This is a genomic window from Pseudomonas sp. JL27(2026) (assembly GCF_056933555.1).
On record NZ_CM167794.1, the window covers coordinates 4,984,572 to 5,002,107 of the forward strand.

Below are 17,536 nucleotides of genomic sequence, written 5' to 3' on the forward strand. Positions count from 1 at the left end.
GGCAATAAAAAAGGCCGCGATCCAATGGATCGCGGCCTTTTTTACGAGTATTCATTAGCTTCTCTGGCGGTCTTGAGGGCCCCATCGCGAGCAGGCTCGCGATGGCGGTATCCCAGACACCAGTAAACTACTTGCCGAGTGAGATTTTCGGCGCCCACAACAGCCACTCGTCCTCGAACTTGTCGAACAACGGGAACGTCTGCTCTGGTCGCGCCGGGTTCCCCATGCGTTCACCGTCCGGGGTCGCAAAGGCAATACCGCCGGCGATCAGGGTTTCCAGTGATTCGGTGCGCACGGTCGCGCCCTTGAACAGGCCAAAGTCCACGCCAAAACCGCTGGTATTCCAGAACCGACTGCCGCCACGCACCAACGGTGCGTACTTGGGTTCGATCAGGATATGGATCAGCACCCGGTCAGCGGTCTGGCCCAACTCATAACCGGTGACTTTACCCACGGTAATTTCGCGGTAGGTCACGGGCACACCGGTCTTCAATGAACCGCGTCGAGCAGCACTCAGCACCAGACTCAAACCCTCCTCTCGCGCAGAGTCTTCCGGTGGCTGCTCCAGGGCAACAAAGTTCTTTTGCGGCCCCTGGTTCTTCGCCGCTGGCTGCACTTCGATGTACTGACCCGTCACCAGGGTTTCGAGGTTCGAGGTTTTGATCAGGCCCAGCTCAGGCTTGACCACCCAGAACTGGCTGCCCACCCTGGCGATGCGATCCGGCACCTCGGTGATACGAGCGGTGAGCAGGACCGACTGCAAGTCATCGCTCAAGTCGACGCTTTCAACTTTGCCAACGTCCAGGCCCTTGAAGCGAATCGGCGTGCCACTGCGCAAACCATCGGCACGGTCGACCTTGATGGTCACCACCGCGCCCTTCTGGCTCGCCTCTTCACGGCTGGCAAACAGCCGGAAGCGTGGAATGCGCTTGCGCAACGGAACATTCGCGATAGGCGTTTCGAAGGCAATGCCACCGGCCATAAGACTTTGCAGCGACTCACTCTTGACCTGAATCCCACCGGTCAAGCCACCCGAAAGAGTAATGCCACTGGCATTCCAGAAACGCGTCGAGCCGTTGACCAGCCCTTCGTACTCTTTCTCGATATGCACACCGATGACCAACTGCTTCTTGGTGCGCGAGAACTGGTAACTCTGCACCGAACCGACCTTGACCTGCTTGTAGAGAATCGGACTGCCGACTTCCAGTGAGCCCAAGTTCTCGGTAAACAGCACCATGTGCAGGCCCGGCGAACGCAGGTCCAGCGGCGGCGCCTTGGCGCGCGCCTCAAACTCACGCTGCGGTGCGCTCCCCTTGTCACCGGGGCGGATCGCGATGTAGTTACCCTTCACCAACGCTTCCAGGCCGGTGATGCCAGCCAGTGAAATCGACGGCTTGACCACCCAGAACTGAGTCCCGCTGACCAGGTAATCCTCGGCCAACGGATCAAGGGTCAACTCGGCACTGGCGCTGGACAGATCAGGGTCGACCTTCAGCGCTTTCAAACTGCCGACCTGAATGCCTTTGTACATCACCGGCGTGCGACCGGCCTGCAAGCCTTCAAAGTCGCTGAGTTTCACTTTGACCCGGATTCCGGCCTGTGCCGCGTCGAAATCTTCATACAGGCGGAATGGCAGGCTCGGGTCAGTCGGTGGGCTGTCCTTGCGGTTCTCCGGCGTGGCAAACGCAATACCGCCGGCGACGATGCTCGCCAACGATTCGCTGCGAACTTTGACCCCGGACAGGTTCGCGTCGATGCTGATGCCACTGGCGTTCCAGAAGCGCGTGTGTTTGCGAACCAGACTGGCGTAAGTCGGTTCGATAAAAACCTTGAGTTCGACCGTGCTCTGATCTTCTGACAGCAGGTAGCTTTTCACCTGGCCGACACGAATCTGCTTGTAAAACACCGGGCTGCCGCGACTCAGCGAACCAAGACGATCAGCCTTGATGGTCAGGTGCAGGCCCGGCTTGGAATCCGACAGCGGCGGCTCTTCGGCCAAGGCCTTGAACTTGCGGCTCGGCTCACCTTCGCCTGGGCTAATCGCCACATAGTTACCCGACACCAGGGTTTCCAAACCGGTAATCCCGGCCAGGGAAACGCTCGGTTTCACCAGCCAGAAACGGGTGCCTGTCTTGAGGTATTGCTCGACGTCCTTGTTCATTTCGACGGTGGCAATCACCCCCTTGGACGCCCCTTCATCATCAAGCGTCAGGCTCTTGACCTTGCCGACCGACATGCCTTTGTAGACCACCTCGGTCTTGTTGGCCTGGATGCCCTCACCACTTTCAAAACGGACATGCACCTCGATACCCGTTTCGTTATAGGCACGCCAGCCCAACCACCCACCGATAATCAGGGCAATCAACGGCAACACCCAGATAGCCGACCAGTTGGAGGCCGGTCGGGTTTTAGCTTTAGGCAAATCAGTCATGGTCGTCGTCCGACTCCGTGTTATCCCAAATCAGTCGGGGATCGAAAGTTACTGCGGCAAGCATCGTCAAAATCACCACACTGGCAAAAGCCACCGCGCCAAGATTGGCCTCGACGCTGGCAAGCCGACCGAAATTCACCACCGCCACCAGAATGGCGATCACAAAAATATCCAGCATTGACCAACGGCCAATGAACTCGATAAACCGATACATGACGATGCGTTGCCGAGCCGATAACGGTTGGTGGCGTTGCACCGAAAACAACAGCAAGGCAATACCGACAAGTTTGAAGGTAGGTACCAGAATGCTCGCGACAAACACCACCGCAGCAATCGGAATCATGCCGTGCTGAACCAACTGGATCACCCCGGACATGATGGTGCTCGGATCACCCTGGCCCAGTGCACTAACCGTCATGATCGGCAGCACATTCGCCGGAATGTAGAGAATCGCGGCGGTAATCAGCAGTGCCCAGGTCCGCATCAGGCTGTTCGGCCGACGCGCATGCACCAAGGCTCCGCACCGCGTGCAGACCTGCTCGTCGGTGTCCGGGTCCTGCTTGTTCAATTCGTGGCATTCGGCACAAATCAGAATGCCCGCATCAATCGCCCGCATGAGCGTCTTCTCCCGACAAGGCTTGCCAGATCTGATGGGGCGACATCACCACCTCCAGCCAGACCTGAACCAGCAATAAACTGACAAAACACACCAGGCCAAGACCGATGGTGATCGCCGCCATATCCGCCAGTTTGACGATGGCCACCAGCACCCCCATCAGGTAGACCTCCAACATCCCCCAGTCGCGTAGGTGGTGGTATATGCGATAGAGCAGCAAGCCATAACTGCGTCCGACATTCAGACGAATAGTCAGCAAGACGAATAACTGACAGAGCAGTTTGAGCAGAGGGATACCCATGCTGCACAGGAACACCACGACGGCTACGCCTTGCATACCTGTATCGAACAAGCCGACCACGCCACTCCAGACAGTATCGTGCGACGACTGTCCGAGTAGATTGAGCTGCATAATGGGCAAAAAGTTCGCCGGGATGTACAGCAACAGAGCGGCAATCACCAACGCGAGGCTACGTTCCACGACATTGTGCCGATGGGCATACAACTCGTAACCACAACGCGGGCACAGGGCTTTCTCACCATGGGCGAGTATGGGCTTGCGCATCAGCAAGTCGCACTCATGGCACGCCACCAAATCGTCCAGCGGTAAATCTGACAGCCCTGAGGCGTCAACCGGATCGGTCATAAGAGACTCAGGCTCTAAAAAGGTAGGGAGCTATTCTAGTGTTCTGGCTCGAAAATAACTGTGCAAATTTGTTGATATCACAGCCAACTTTTTCGCAGGCAAAACAAAACCCCTACCTGCATACGCAGATAGGGGTTTCGGAATTTAATCTTGACGATGACCTACTCTCACATGGGGAAACCCCACACTACCATCGGCGATGCATCGTTTCACTGCTGAGTTCGGGATGGGATCAGGTGGTTCCAATGCTCTATGGTCGTCAAGAAATTCGGGTACTGAGTCGTGGCCAGCAGGCCTCGCTTCAGCAAATTGGGTATGTGGTAGGTTTCGGTGTTTTGCAAGAGTCGAACTTTCGGTTCATTTCGTCTTCACACACCGCAATCTGGTGCCTTTTCAGGTCAGCAAATTGCTTGGGTGTTATATGGTCAAGCCTCACGGGCAATTAGTATTGGTTAGCTCAACGCCTCACAGCGCTTACACACCCAACCTATCAACGTCGTAGTCTTCGACGGCCCTTCAGGGAACTCAAGGTTCCAGTGAGATCTCATCTTGAGGCTAGTTTCCCGCTTAGATGCTTTCAGCGGTTATCTATTCCGAACATAGCTACCCGGCAATGCCACTGGCGTGACAACCGGAACACCAGAGGTTCGTCCACTCCGGTCCTCTCGTACTAGGAGCAGCCCCTCTCAAATCTCAAACGTCCACGGCAGATAGGGACCGAACTGTCTCACGACGTTCTAAACCCAGCTCGCGTACCACTTTAAATGGCGAACAGCCATACCCTTGGGACCGGCTTCAGCCCCAGGATGTGATGAGCCGACATCGAGGTGCCAAACACCGCCGTCGATATGAACTCTTGGGCGGTATCAGCCTGTTATCCCCGGAGTACCTTTTATCCGTTGAGCGATGGCCCTTCCATACAGAACCACCGGATCACTAAGACCTACTTTCGTACCTGCTCGACGTGTCTGTCTCGCAGTCAAGCGCGCTTTTGCCTTTATACTCTACGACCGATTTCCGACCGGTCTGAGCGCACCTTCGTACTCCTCCGTTACTCTTTAGGAGGAGACCGCCCCAGTCAAACTACCCACCATACACTGTCCTCGATCCGGATAACGGACCTGAGTTAGAACCTCAAAGTTGCCAGGGTGGTATTTCAAGGTTGGCTCCACGCAGACTGGCGTCCACGCTTCAAAGCCTCCCACCTATCCTACACAAGCAAATTCAAAGTCCAGTGCAAAGCTATAGTAAAGGTTCACGGGGTCTTTCCGTCTAGCCGCGGATACACTGCATCTTCACAGCGATTTCAATTTCACTGAGTCTCGGGTGGAGACAGCGCCGCCATCGTTACGCCATTCGTGCAGGTCGGAACTTACCCGACAAGGAATTTCGCTACCTTAGGACCGTTATAGTTACGGCCGCCGTTTACCGGGGCTTCGATCAAGAGCTTCGCGTTAGCTAACCCCATCAATTAACCTTCCGGCACCGGGCAGGCGTCACACCCTATACGTCCACTTTCGTGTTTGCAGAGTGCTGTGTTTTTAATAAACAGTCGCAGCGGCCTGGTATCTTCGACCGGCATGAGCTTACGGAGCAAGTCCTTCACCCTCACCGGCGCACCTTCTCCCGAAGTTACGGTGCCATTTTGCCTAGTTCCTTCACCCGAGTTCTCTCAAGCGCCTTGGTATTCTCTACCCAACCACCTGTGTCGGTTTGGGGTACGGTTCCTGGTTACCTGAAGCTTAGAAGCTTTTCTTGGAAGCATGGCATCAACCACTTCGTGTTCTAAAAGAACACTCGTCATCAGCTCTCGGCCTTAGAATCCCGGATTTACCTAAGATTCCAGCCTACCACCTTAAACTTGGACAACCAACGCCAAGCTGGCCTAGCCTTCTCCGTCCCTCCATCGCAATAACCAGAAGTACAGGAATATTAACCTGTTTTCCATCGACTACGCTTTTCAGCCTCGCCTTAGGGACCGACTAACCCTGCGTCGATTAACGTTGCGCAGGAAACCTTGGTCTTTCGGCGTGGGTGTTTTTCACACCCATTGTCGTTACTCATGTCAGCATTCGCACTTCTGATACCTCCAGCAAGCTTCTCAACTCACCTTCACAGGCTTACAGAACGCTCCTCTACCGCATCACCTAAGTGATACCCGTAGCTTCGGTGTATGGTTTGAGCCCCGTTACATCTTCCGCGCAGGCCGACTCGACTAGTGAGCTATTACGCTTTCTTTAAAGGGTGGCTGCTTCTAAGCCAACCTCCTAGCTGTCTAAGCCTTCCCACATCGTTTCCCACTTAACCATAACTTTGGGACCTTAGCTGACGGTCTGGGTTGTTTCCCTTTTCACGACGGACGTTAGCACCCGCCGTGTGTCTCCCATGCTCGGCACTTGTAGGTATTCGGAGTTTGCATCGGTTTGGTAAGTCGGGATGACCCCCTAGCCGAAACAGTGCTCTACCCCCTACAGTGATACATGAGGCGCTACCTAAATAGCTTTCGAGGAGAACCAGCTATCTCCGAGCTTGATTAGCCTTTCACTCCGATCCACAGGTCATCCGCTAACTTTTCAACGGTAGTCGGTTCGGTCCTCCAGTTAGTGTTACCCAACCTTCAACCTGCCCATGGATAGATCGCCCGGTTTCGGGTCTATTCCCAGCGACTAGACGCCCTATTAAGACTCGCTTTCGCTACGCCTCCCCTATTCGGTTAAGCTCGCCACTGAAAATAAGTCGCTGACCCATTATACAAAAGGTACGCAGTCACCCAACAAAGTGGGCTCCCACTGCTTGTACGCATACGGTTTCAGGATCTATTTCACTCCCCTCTCCGGGGTTCTTTTCGCCTTTCCCTCACGGTACTAGTTCACTATCGGTCAGTCAGTAGTATTTAGCCTTGGAGGATGGTCCCCCCATATTCAGACAAAGTTTCTCGTGCTCCGTCCTACTCGATTTCATGACTAAGAGATTTTCGCGTACAGGGCTATCACCCACTATGGCCGCACTTTCCAGAGCGTTCCGCTAATCTCAAAGCCACTTAAGGGCTAGTCCCCGTTCGCTCGCCACTACTAAGGGAATCTCGGTTGATTTCTTTTCCTCAGGGTACTTAGATGTTTCAGTTCCCCTGGTTCGCCTCTTACGCCTATGTATTCAGCGTAAGATAACCATCTTATGATGGCTGGGTTCCCCCATTCAGACATCTCCGGATCGCAGTCTGTTTGCCGACTCCCCGAAGCTTTTCGCAGGCTACCACGTCTTTCATCGCCTCTGACTGCCAAGGCATCCACCGTATGCGCTTCTTCACTTGACCATATAACCCCAAGCAATCTGGTTATACTGTGAAGACGACATTCGCCGAAAATTCGAATTTCTCAGTTAAGAGAACTCACAAATTTTACCTTAGCCTGAGCCGTTACCAGTGAAAGTAACGTTCAGTCTATCTTTCTATCACATACCCAAATTTTTAAAGAACGATCTAATCAAAGACTAGAAATCAACATTTAGCCTTCGTCCGAAGGAAATGCTCATTTCTAAGCTTTAACGCAGAAACAGCAGTCAAACAGCAGTAAGTGGTGGAGCCAAACGGGATCGAACCGTTGACCTCCTGCGTGCAAGGCAGGCGCTCTCCCAGCTGAGCTATGGCCCCGTATTTCTACAGGCGTTTCCCACACAAAATTGGTGGGTCTGGGCAGATTCGAACTGCCGACCTCACCCTTATCAGGGGTGCGCTCTAACCAACTGAGCTACAGACCCAATTTCGGGCTGCTTCTATCGTCTTCTTCAATGAATCAAGCAATTCGTGTGGGAGCTTATGCAGCAGCTGATGTCGTCGATTAAGGAGGTGATCCAGCCGCAGGTTCCCCTACGGCTACCTTGTTACGACTTCACCCCAGTCATGAATCACACCGTGGTAACCGTCCTCCCGAAGGTTAGACTAGCTACTTCTGGTGCAACCCACTCCCATGGTGTGACGGGCGGTGTGTACAAGGCCCGGGAACGTATTCACCGCGACATTCTGATTCGCGATTACTAGCGATTCCGACTTCACGCAGTCGAGTTGCAGACTGCGATCCGGACTACGATCGGTTTTATGGGATTAGCTCCACCTCGCGGCTTGGCAACCCTCTGTACCGACCATTGTAGCACGTGTGTAGCCCAGGCCGTAAGGGCCATGATGACTTGACGTCATCCCCACCTTCCTCCGGTTTGTCACCGGCAGTCTCCTTAGAGTGCCCACCATGACGTGCTGGTAACTAAGGACAAGGGTTGCGCTCGTTACGGGACTTAACCCAACATCTCACGACACGAGCTGACGACAGCCATGCAGCACCTGTCTCAATGTTCCCGAAGGCACCAATCCATCTCTGGAAAGTTCATTGGATGTCAAGGCCTGGTAAGGTTCTTCGCGTTGCTTCGAATTAAACCACATGCTCCACCGCTTGTGCGGGCCCCCGTCAATTCATTTGAGTTTTAACCTTGCGGCCGTACTCCCCAGGCGGTCAACTTAATGCGTTAGCTGCGCCACTAAGAGCTCAAGGCTCCCAACGGCTAGTTGACATCGTTTACGGCGTGGACTACCAGGGTATCTAATCCTGTTTGCTCCCCACGCTTTCGCACCTCAGTGTCAGTATCAGTCCAGGTGGTCGCCTTCGCCACTGGTGTTCCTTCCTATATCTACGCATTTCACCGCTACACAGGAAATTCCACCACCCTCTACCATACTCTAGCTCGACAGTTTTGAATGCAGTTCCCAGGTTGAGCCCGGGGATTTCACATCCAACTTAACGAACCACCTACGCGCGCTTTACGCCCAGTAATTCCGATTAACGCTTGCACCCTCTGTATTACCGCGGCTGCTGGCACAGAGTTAGCCGGTGCTTATTCTGTCGGTAACGTCAAAACAATTACGTATTAGGTAACTGCCCTTCCTCCCAACTTAAAGTGCTTTACAATCCGAAGACCTTCTTCACACACGCGGCATGGCTGGATCAGGCTTTCGCCCATTGTCCAATATTCCCCACTGCTGCCTCCCGTAGGAGTCTGGACCGTGTCTCAGTTCCAGTGTGACTGATCATCCTCTCAGACCAGTTACGGATCGTCGCCTTGGTGAGCCATTACCTCACCAACTAGCTAATCCGACCTAGGCTCATCTGATAGCGCAAGGCCCGAAGGTCCCCTGCTTTCTCCCGTAGGACGTATGCGGTATTAGCGTCCGTTTCCGAGCGTTATCCCCCACTACCAGGCAGATTCCTAGGCATTACTCACCCGTCCGCCGCTCGCCACCAGGTACAAGTACCCGTGCTGCCGCTCGACTTGCATGTGTTAGGCCTGCCGCCAGCGTTCAATCTGAGCCATGATCAAACTCTTCAGTTCAAACATCTTTGGGTTTTTAAGAAACCCTAAACTTGGCTCAGCAATCGTTGGTTACATCTTTGATTTCTCGCGGAGTAACTTGTGATGCTGATAATCTTGTTGACTATCAGTCTGACTGCACAAGCACCCACACGAATTGCTTGATTCAGTTGTTAAAGAGCGGTTGGTTAAGATCTTTCGTCTCAACCGAGGCGCGCATTCTACAGCAGCCTCTGTTGCTGTCAAGCGGTTATTTTCAGAAGTTTTCGAAGAATTCTTCAACAACTTCAACCACTTGCGCTTCCGATCTCTCGTTAGCGGGAGGCGAATTCTACAGCGTTACTCGCTGCTGTCAACCCCTCTTTTTCTCCGCTTTCGATCGAGAAGATCGAACCGTCAAAAGCGCCATGCAACCCTGCCCTTTCAACTCCTTCCAGGCTTCGATGAACTGAAGCAACCTACTGCCGAAAACTGCGTAACTCTTTGTTTACCAAGGAGTTTTCCGTTTCGACTGCGCCGGAAGTGGGCGAATTATAGACTTCCAGAATCTGCCGTCAAGGGTTAATTACGCTTTTGTTGCAGAAGGGGCTTTGCGGGTTATCAAACGCGGGATTCGACGGGTTACAGGTGGTACTCGCAGTACTAATAGCAGCACGCCTATAAAGGCATAAACAGTCCATTCCTTCAGATCCGCTCGAACGATCCACAACATATGCAGCAACCCAAGTCCAAGAATCACATAGACCAGGCGATGCAACTTCTTCCAGCGCACGCCTAAACGTCGCTGACTGTAACGATTGGAGGTCACCGCGAGCACCAGTAAAGACAGAAAACCCAGGCTACCCACAATAATGTATGGCCGCTTACGCAACTCCACCCCCAACTGAGACCAATCAAGACCCAGGACAAAAACCAAATAGGCACTCAGATGCAAGACGACATAGGCAAAGCACCACAAGCCCAACTGCCGTCGTACGGCAATCCAGCCCGGCCAACCCGTCAATTTTTGCAAAGGCGTCATGCCCAGGGTAACCAACAACAGAATCAGCGTCCCGAGCCCCAACCTGTCAACCAGAACCTTTCCCGGATCTGGCCCCAAGGCAAAACTCCACGCCTCATACAGCCAGAGCACCGGCCACATCGCCACTACCAAAAAGATGCCAAGACGCCAAGCCGGATAGCGCATCAGTAATTCTTCCTGAGATCGAGGCCACTGTATAAAGAAGCGACTTCGTCCGAGTAGCCATTGAACATCTGGGTCTCACGCACATTGGGACTGAACAGCCCGCTCGGTAGACGACGCTCCCGCGCCTGGGTCCAACGAGGATGATCGACCGTCGGGTTCACATTGGCGTAGAAACCATACTCATCGGACGCAATGCTTTGCCAAGTGGTCTTTGGTTGCTCGCTGACCAGGCTGATACGCACAATGGATTTGACGCTCTTGAAGCCGTACTTCCACGGCACCACCAAACGCAACGGCGCGCCGTTCTGATTGGGTAACTCACGTCCGTACATCCCGACCGCAAGAATCGCCAACGGATTCATCGCTTCGTCCAGACGAAGCCCTTCTATATAAGGCCAGTCAATCAGAGCGAAACCGGAACGCTGCCCCGGCATGCTCTTGGGGTCCTGCAAGGTTTCAAACCGGATGTATTTCGCCTTGGAAGTTGGCTCAACCTGACTGAGCAACGCCGAGAGAGGGAAGCCGATCCACGGGATCACCATCGACCAAGCCTCTACACAGCGCAGACGATAGATGCGCTCCTCCAATTGATAAGGCTTCATGAAGTCTTCCAGCGCATAGCGCCCCGGCTTCCCCACCTCACCATCGACAACCACCGACCACGGCTCAGTCTTCAACGCGCCCGCATTCTGCGCAGGATCACCTTTGTCGGTACCGAACTCATAGAAGTTGTTGTAGTGAGTGGCGTCCTTGAACGGCGTGATTGCTTCATCCTTGACAGTGACCGCCCCCCACTGGGTGGCGGGAAGTTTTTCGGCAAACCAGGAAGGCGCCCTGCCCGGCTCGACACCCGCATAACGAGCGGTATCCGCAGCACTGGCCCAACGCGGCAAGCTACTGACGGTCATACCCGCGATAGCGCCACCGAGCACACTGCGTCGAGAAAGGTAAAGGGATTCGGGCGTGACGTCCGACTCTTGGCAGTCGGACGACTTGGGGAACTTGAATAACATGGCAACTCCGCAGAATTGGAGGACAGATGCACCAATAGACTGCGGAGTATGGGGGAAATTACATCACTCGGCTTTTTTGTGCCGACGAAGGCGCAACAAGTACTGCACCGGGCCAGAGGCTGCGTAAGCGAGAAAAACCAGCAACAGGATGCGCGGCGGATCACTGAACACCACGGCAAACACCAGCACAACGGCCAGAATCGCCACGAAAGGCACACGACCTTTAAGGTCCAGCTCCTTGAAGCTGTTGTACTTGATATTGCTGACCATCAGCATGCCGGCAGCGGCAACCATCAGTGCAACCAGGAAAGACATCTTGGAGCCCTGAATACCGTAATCGCTGAACGCCCAGACAATGCCCGCCACCACACCGGCAGCGGCCGGGCTGGCGAGACCGATGAAGTAACGCTTGTCTGCCGTGCCGACCTGGGTGTTGAAGCGCGCCAGACGCAATGCCGCGCCTGCCACATAGATAAAGGCAACCATCCAGCCCACCTTGCCCATATCGCCCAACGCCCAGCCGAAGGCCAGAAGCGCCGGCGCGACACCGAAGGCAACCATGTCCGACAGCGAGTCGTACTCGGCACCGAATGCACTTTGGGTATTGGTCATGCGAGCCACTCGACCATCCAGGCCGTCGAGCACCATGGCCACGAAAATGGCGATTGCCGCAAAGGCAAAATACTTGCTCGCGCTGGCTGCATCACCTGCACTCAGGGCGCTCTGTGCACTCATGGAGTTGATGATGGAATAAAACCCTGCGAACAGGTTCGCAGTGGTGAACAGATTCGGCAGAAGATAGATACCACGATGCCGGACTTTACGGCCTTCAGCGTCATGCCCTTCTTCGACATGCTCATCGATGGGTAGCAGGCTTTCGGCGTCAGAGGCCTTATTTGGCTCTTCGGGACGTTCGCTCATGGACATTACCTTGCAACGGGGTGGAAAGTTTCGACAGGTGCTTGTGGCGACGGTTCGGCCACAAACGATGCAGCTTTATACCAGAACCGACCCCGCAAACGAAAAAACGCGGCCTAGGCCGCGTTTTTCGTAAAAGCTCGCGACTTAGTTCTTGGCTTTGTCGACGATCTTGTTGGCACCGATCCACGGCATCATGGAGCGCAGTTGCTCACCGATGATTTCGATACCGTGAGCGGCGTTGTTACGACGCTTGGCGGTCATCGAAGGATAGCCGGTAGCGCCTTCGCTGATGAACATCTTGGCGTATTCGCCGTCCTGAATACGTTTCAGGGCATTGCGCATGGCCTGACGGGATTCAGCGTTGATGACCTCAGGGCCGGTCACATACTCGCCGTACTCGGCGTTGTTGGAGATCGAGTAGTTCATGTTGGCGATACCGCCTTCATACATGAGGTCAACGATCAGCTTCAGTTCGTGCAGGCATTCGAAGTAAGCCATTTCTGGCGCGTAGCCCGCTTCAACCAGGGTTTCGAAACCGGCTTTTACCAGTTCAACGGTACCGCCGCACAGAACGGCTTGTTCGCCGAACAGGTCGGTTTCGGTCTCGTCCTTGAAGGTGGTTTCGATGATGCCGGTACGACCGCCACCCACGCCGGCAGCGTAGGACAGCGCAACGTTCTTGGCGTTGCCGGAAGCATCCTGATAGATCGCGATCAGGTCAGGGATACCGCCACCTTTGACGAACTCGGAACGCACGGTGTGACCTGGAGCCTTCGGCGCGATCATGATCACGTCGAGGTCAGCGCGCGGCACAACCTGGTTGTAGTGGATCGCGAAGCCGTGGGAGAAGGCCAGGGTGGCGCCTTTCTTGATATTCGGCTCGATTTCGTTTTTGTACAGGGAAGACTGGAATTCGTCCGGCGTCAGGATCATGACCAGGTCGGCAGCCGCAACAGCGGAAGCCACGTCGGTCACTTTCAGGCCATGGGCTTCAGCCTTGGCAACAGTGGCCGAGCCTTTACGCAGGCCAACGGTAACGTCAACGCCGGAGTCTTTCAGGTTGCACGCTTGAGCGTGACCCTGGGAACCGTAACCGATGATGGCAACTTTCTTGCCCTGGATGATCGACAGGTCGCAGTCTTTATCGTAGAAAACTTTCATGAAATTCCCCTATATATCCAGGCCGTTCAGGCCATTAGCCAATTTGGTTTAGATGCTGAGTACTTTGTCGCCACGGGCAATCCCGGTGACACCACTGCGCACGGTTTCAAGAATCGAGGCAGTGCCGATGGACTGAATGAAGCTGTCGAGCTTGTCGCTGGTACCGGTCAGTTGAACGGTATACACGCTGGCGCTGACATCGACGATCTGCCCACGGTAAATATCGGTCGTGCGTTTGATCTCGGCGCGCTGGGCGCCGGTAGCCTTGATCTTGACCAGCATCAGTTCGCGCTCGATGTGAGCACTTTCCGACAGGTCGACCAGCTTGACCACTTCGATCAGCTTGTTCAGGTTCTTGGTGATCTGCTCGATGATCTCATCGTGGCCCACGGTGGTCAGCGTCAGACGCGACAGGGTCGGGTCTTCGGTTGGCGCCACAGTCAGGCTTTCGATGTTGTAGTTACGCTGCGAGAACAACCCCACTACACGAGACAAAGCGCCCGGTTCGTTTTCCAGAAGCAAGGAAATAATGTGCCGCATGATTAAGTACGCTCCGTCTTGCTGAGCCACATATCGCGCATGGAGCCGTCTTTGATCTGCATTGGGTAGACGTGCTCGCTGGTGTCGACCGAAATATCAATCACCACCAGGCGATCCTTCATGGCGAACGCTTCTTCCATCTTCGACTTCAAATCTTTCGAGTCGGTGATGCGCACGCCGACGTGACCATAGGCCTCGGCCAACTTGACGAAGTCAGGCAGCGACTCCATGTAGGAGTGTGAGTGACGGCTGCCGTAACTCATGTCCTGCCACTGACGAACCATACCCAGAACACCGTTGTTCAGGATGACGATTTTGACCGGCAACCCGTATTGCAGGCAGGTGGACAGCTCCTGGATGTTCATCTGGATACTGCCCTCGCCCGTTACGCAGGCGACGTCGGCATCCGGGAAGCTCAGCTTGACGCCCATGGCCGCCGGAAAACCGAAGCCCATGGTGCCCAGGCCACCGGAGTTGATCCAGCGGTTCGGCTTGTTGAACGTGTAGTACTGCGCGGCGAACATCTGGTGCTGACCCACGTCGGAGGTCACAAAGGCATCGCCCTTGGTCACTTCGCACAGGGTTTCGATCACGGTCTGCGGCTTGATGACGCTGCCGTCGCCCTTGTCGTAAGGGAACAGGCCGCGATCACCGCGCCACTCGTCGACTTGCTTCCACCAACTGGCAACGGACTCCTTGTTCGGGGTCTCGCCGATTTCCTTGAGGATCGCGACCATTTCAGTCAGGACGCTCTCGACCGGGCCGACGATAGGTACGTCTGCCTTGATGGTCTTGGAGATCGATGCCGGGTCGATGTCGATGTGGATGATCTTGGCATTCGGGCAGAACTTGGCCGGGCCATTGATCACACGGTCATCGAAACGCGCACCAACGGCGAGAATCACGTCAGCGTGGTGCATGGCCAGGTTGGCGGTATAGCTGCCGTGCATACCGAGCATGCCGATGAACTGACGGTCGGTGCCAGGAAAGGCGCCCAGGCCCATCAAGGTATTGGTGACTGGCAGGTTGAGCATTTTTGCCAGTTCGGTCAGCGGCGCGGAGCCACCACCGAGGATCACGCCACCGCCTGCGTACATCACCGGACGCTTGGCCGCCAGGAGCATTTCGGCTGCCTTGCGGATTTGCCCGGAGTGACCGCGAACGGCCGGGCTGTAGGAACGCAGCTTGGCTTTTTTCGGGAAGACGTATTCGAACTTCTCGGCCGGGTTGGTCATGTCTTTCGGGATATCGACAACGACCGGACCGGGACGACCGGATTGCGCCAGGTAGAACGCCTTTTTCATGACTTCCGGGATTTCCGACGCGTGCTTGATCATGAAGCTGTGCTTCACGATTGGCCGGGAGATACCGATCATGTCGGTTTCCTGGAACGCATCGGTGCCTACCATGGTGCTAGGCACCTGGCCGGAAATGATCACCATCGGAATGGAGTCCATGTAGGCCGTGGCAATACCGGTAATGGCGTTGGTTGCACCAGGACCTGAGGTCACCAGTACCACGCCGGCCTTGCCGGTGGCACGGGCGTAGCCGTCAGCCATATGGGTCGCAGCCTGCTCGTGACGAACCAGGATGTGGGTCACTTCCGGTTCTTTGAACAGGGCATCATAGACATGAAGAAGAGCACCACCGGGGTACCCGTAGATATATTTGACGCCTTCGTCACGCAAAAAGCGGACGAGCATCTCACCGCCAGATAAAAGCTCCACGTTGTTCACCTCTAAAACGCCAGAATACCGCCCACAAAAAAGGGGACGGGTCTTAATAGGTTTACTTCTCGGCAGAGCATGAGCGACGGTGGTCGCCGACTACGTCAGCACTGACTGAGCAAGTATTGGGATCGTCCCAAGTGTTGCGGGCTTTTCCCACCCAGCGCGAGGTAACGCGTTGCGGGTGTAACAGGTCGGCGCGGGTGTGCGCCTCATGATCTACCGAGTGGGTCTGCTTCTGGCAGTCCCTCTACAGCGGACTTTGGATTCTTCTGTTTCGCCCTCTGCAAGTCAAGCCGTCAATGTGACTAATTCGAACTAAGCGCATGAGAACGCAAGAAAAAACCTTTAATCCGCTAGTGTGTTAGCTTCAATTGCGCAACTCACGACAAGGAAAGCAGCATGCGAATGTACTTCTTGACGGCCAGCCTGCTGATTGGACTGAGCCCATGGTGCATGGCCGGCCAGGTCTACAAATGGGTCGATGGTCAGGGCGTGACCCATTTCGATGCACAACCACCGCAAGGACAGCCGGCCACGACGATTGCGATACCTGCCTCCGCCCCCTCAAAAAATGCCCCCGCACCCGCCAGCACCGCGCCTAGTGACCCGAAAGTCATCGAGAACACGGTCAAGCAGCAGATTGCGCAGCAGGAAGCGCAACGCAAAGTGTTCTGCGATCAGGCCAGAACCAATCTGGCGCAGTTGCAGAACAACCCACGCTTGCGGGAGAACACCGAAGGAGAGATGCGGCGCCTGAGCGATGAACAACGACAGGCACGCATCATCGAGACGCAGAAAGCGATTGCGGACAACTGCCAGTAGTCCTGGCAGTTTCCGATCTAGCGGGAGGCGGCGATCAGTTGATCGAACGCTTTGAGCAGGACCTGCAACTGCCGGTCCTTGCCCTGAACATTGCGGGCGGCGAAGACCATCTCGGCCATTTCCTGGATACCCGAGGCGTTGGGCAGTGGCAGGTCATTCTCAAGGATGAGTTTCATGCGGGGCAGGAAGATCCATTGCAGCCATTGCTCGAAATCCAGGGTGTCGACCGAGAAGGGCTCGACGCTGGCCAGCGCTTCAGCACTCGGAGCGACTTCGTCCCACCAGCCCTGAATCCGCAGCTCGCGCTCGATCAGCAGCAACTGCTCGGCAATCTTTGGGAAACGGGTATCCATCACAACGAAACCTTGGCCTTTTGACGGGCCAGTGCTGCGCCTGCCGCATCGCCCTGCTTCTCGCGTGCCTGAGCAATCAAGCCCCACAGGCTGGCCTGAAGATCCGGACGACCGTTGGCGAACGTCAGGCCGCGACGAGCGAATTGTTCCGCTTGCGCGGCATCCCCTTGAGCCATGCGCACCTGAGCCAGACGATAGAGCACTTGCGGCTCACGTGGCGCCACGCGCTGGGCGCGCTCCAGGCTGGACGACGCGCCGTTCAGGTCGCCACTGGCCTGTTGCTGCTGCGCGGTGGTCAGCAGTGCGAGGACCGGGCCGTCCAACTGCTCGTCGGCAGACAGGCCACCCGCGCTGGCGGAAGGAATCCCGCTCGGTGTCGACGGCATGCTGTAGTTGCCCTGATTGATCGGCGCCGACTGGATCGGCGAGGTGTCGATCGGACCCGGCGTGATCGGACCCGAACTGCTTGGGCCGGGGGTAAACGGCTGGCTGCTGATCGGTGCCGACGTCGCTGCACCGCCGCCCGGAATCATCACCACCACGCCGGTATCACCTTGCGGGATGGCCTGGGTCTTGGCTTGCGCCGGACGCTTGACGGTGGTCTGACGGAAACCGCCGTTGGCGGATACCCGCTCGCTATTGGACACCGTGGTGCCGGAGTCGACGACCGGGATAGAGCCCCGTTGCACGCTGGAGCAACCGCTGAGCAAAGCCAGAACGGAAACCGCTGGAATCAACCACTTGTTCACTTGAAACCCTCTT

The 17,536-nt window shown here is 55.5% G+C and carries 12 protein-coding genes, 2 tRNA genes and 3 rRNA genes; 1 reads left to right on the forward strand and 16 read right to left on the reverse strand.

Annotated elements, in window-relative coordinates:
• Positions 1 to 127 precede the first annotated feature (127 nt).
• The 14 genes from AC1Z1G_RS22690 to AC1Z1G_RS22755 all read right to left on the reverse strand — a co-directional run bounded on the left by AC1Z1G_RS22690 (position 128) and on the right by AC1Z1G_RS22755 (position 15,596).
• A complete protein-coding gene (locus AC1Z1G_RS22690) occupies positions 128 to 2,431 on the reverse strand; it encodes a PqiB family protein (RefSeq protein WP_483622554.1) in 2,304 nt (767 codons plus the stop codon).
• Positions 2,424 to 3,047: a paraquat-inducible protein A gene (locus tag AC1Z1G_RS22695; RefSeq protein WP_483622555.1), complete on the reverse strand. Its 624-nt coding sequence runs from the start codon at positions 3,045 to 3,047 to the stop codon at positions 2,424 to 2,426. Before AC1Z1G_RS22695 ends, AC1Z1G_RS22690 begins: the two co-directional genes overlap by 8 nt.
• Positions 3,034 to 3,693, reverse strand: a complete 660-nt coding sequence (locus AC1Z1G_RS22700) for a paraquat-inducible protein A (protein ID WP_483622556.1) — start codon at positions 3,691 to 3,693, stop codon at positions 3,034 to 3,036. Before AC1Z1G_RS22700 ends, AC1Z1G_RS22695 begins: the two co-directional genes overlap by 14 nt.
• Positions 3,694 to 3,841: 148 nt before the next feature.
• Positions 3,842 to 3,957 (reverse strand): 5S ribosomal RNA (gene rrf, locus AC1Z1G_RS22705).
• A 157-nt stretch (positions 3,958 to 4,114) separates the two neighbouring features.
• Positions 4,115 to 7,006, reverse strand: a 23S ribosomal RNA gene (locus tag AC1Z1G_RS22710).
• Positions 7,007 to 7,266: 260 nt separating this feature from the next.
• Positions 7,267 to 7,342, reverse strand: a tRNA-Ala gene (locus tag AC1Z1G_RS22715).
• A gap of 30 nt (positions 7,343 to 7,372) precedes the next feature.
• A tRNA-Ile gene (locus tag AC1Z1G_RS22720) sits at positions 7,373 to 7,449 on the reverse strand.
• Between the two features lie 81 nt (positions 7,450 to 7,530).
• Positions 7,531 to 9,069 (reverse strand): 16S ribosomal RNA (locus AC1Z1G_RS22725).
• Together the 16S, 23S and 5S rRNA genes with 2 tRNA genes alongside form the textbook arrangement of a ribosomal RNA operon.
• A 544-nt stretch (positions 9,070 to 9,613) precedes the next feature.
• On the reverse strand, positions 9,614 to 10,234 hold the full coding sequence (gene msrQ, locus AC1Z1G_RS22730; protein ID WP_483622557.1) for a protein-methionine-sulfoxide reductase heme-binding subunit MsrQ: 621 nt from the start codon (positions 10,232 to 10,234) through the stop codon (positions 9,614 to 9,616).
• Positions 10,234 to 11,247 (reverse strand): protein-methionine-sulfoxide reductase catalytic subunit MsrP, encoded by a 1,014-nt coding sequence (gene msrP / locus AC1Z1G_RS22735; RefSeq protein ID WP_483622558.1) that lies wholly within the window; start codon positions 11,245 to 11,247, stop codon positions 10,234 to 10,236. The genes msrQ and msrP overlap by 1 nt, the downstream gene beginning before the upstream one ends.
• A gap of 63 nt (positions 11,248 to 11,310) precedes the next feature.
• Positions 11,311 to 12,168 (reverse strand): CDP-diacylglycerol--serine O-phosphatidyltransferase, encoded by an 858-nt coding sequence (pssA, locus tag AC1Z1G_RS22740; protein WP_483622559.1) that lies wholly within the window; start codon positions 12,166 to 12,168, stop codon positions 11,311 to 11,313.
• A 144-nt stretch (positions 12,169 to 12,312) separates the two neighbouring features.
• On the reverse strand, positions 12,313 to 13,329 hold the full coding sequence (gene ilvC / locus AC1Z1G_RS22745) for a ketol-acid reductoisomerase (protein ID WP_003228216.1): 1,017 nt from the start codon (positions 13,327 to 13,329) through the stop codon (positions 12,313 to 12,315).
• A gap of 48 nt (positions 13,330 to 13,377) precedes the next feature.
• A complete protein-coding gene (gene ilvN / locus AC1Z1G_RS22750; RefSeq protein WP_103894818.1) occupies positions 13,378 to 13,869 on the reverse strand; it encodes an acetolactate synthase small subunit in 492 nt (163 codons plus the stop codon).
• A gap of 2 nt (positions 13,870 to 13,871) precedes the next feature.
• Positions 13,872 to 15,596, reverse strand: a complete 1,725-nt coding sequence (locus AC1Z1G_RS22755; RefSeq protein ID WP_483622560.1) for an acetolactate synthase 3 large subunit — start codon at positions 15,594 to 15,596, stop codon at positions 13,872 to 13,874.
• Between the two features lie 402 nt (positions 15,597 to 15,998).
• Here AC1Z1G_RS22755 and AC1Z1G_RS22760 point away from each other — a divergent pair, with 402 nt between their 5' ends.
• The gene (locus AC1Z1G_RS22760; protein WP_483622561.1) at positions 15,999 to 16,421 is read left to right on the forward strand and encodes a DUF4124 domain-containing protein; all 423 of its coding nucleotides are present in this window, start codon (positions 15,999 to 16,001) and stop codon (positions 16,419 to 16,421) included.
• A 17-nt stretch (positions 16,422 to 16,438) separates the two neighbouring features.
• On the opposite strand, the gene AC1Z1G_RS22765 is transcribed toward AC1Z1G_RS22760, so the two are convergent.
• Entirely contained in the window at positions 16,439 to 16,774 is a 336-nt protein-coding gene (locus AC1Z1G_RS22765; protein WP_483622562.1) for a YqcC family protein, read from the reverse strand.
• Positions 16,774 to 17,523: a tetratricopeptide repeat protein gene (locus AC1Z1G_RS22770; RefSeq protein ID WP_483622563.1), complete on the reverse strand. Its 750-nt coding sequence runs from the start codon at positions 17,521 to 17,523 to the stop codon at positions 16,774 to 16,776. The genes AC1Z1G_RS22765 and AC1Z1G_RS22770 overlap by 1 nt, the downstream gene beginning before the upstream one ends.
• Positions 17,524 to 17,536: the final 13 nt, after the last annotated feature.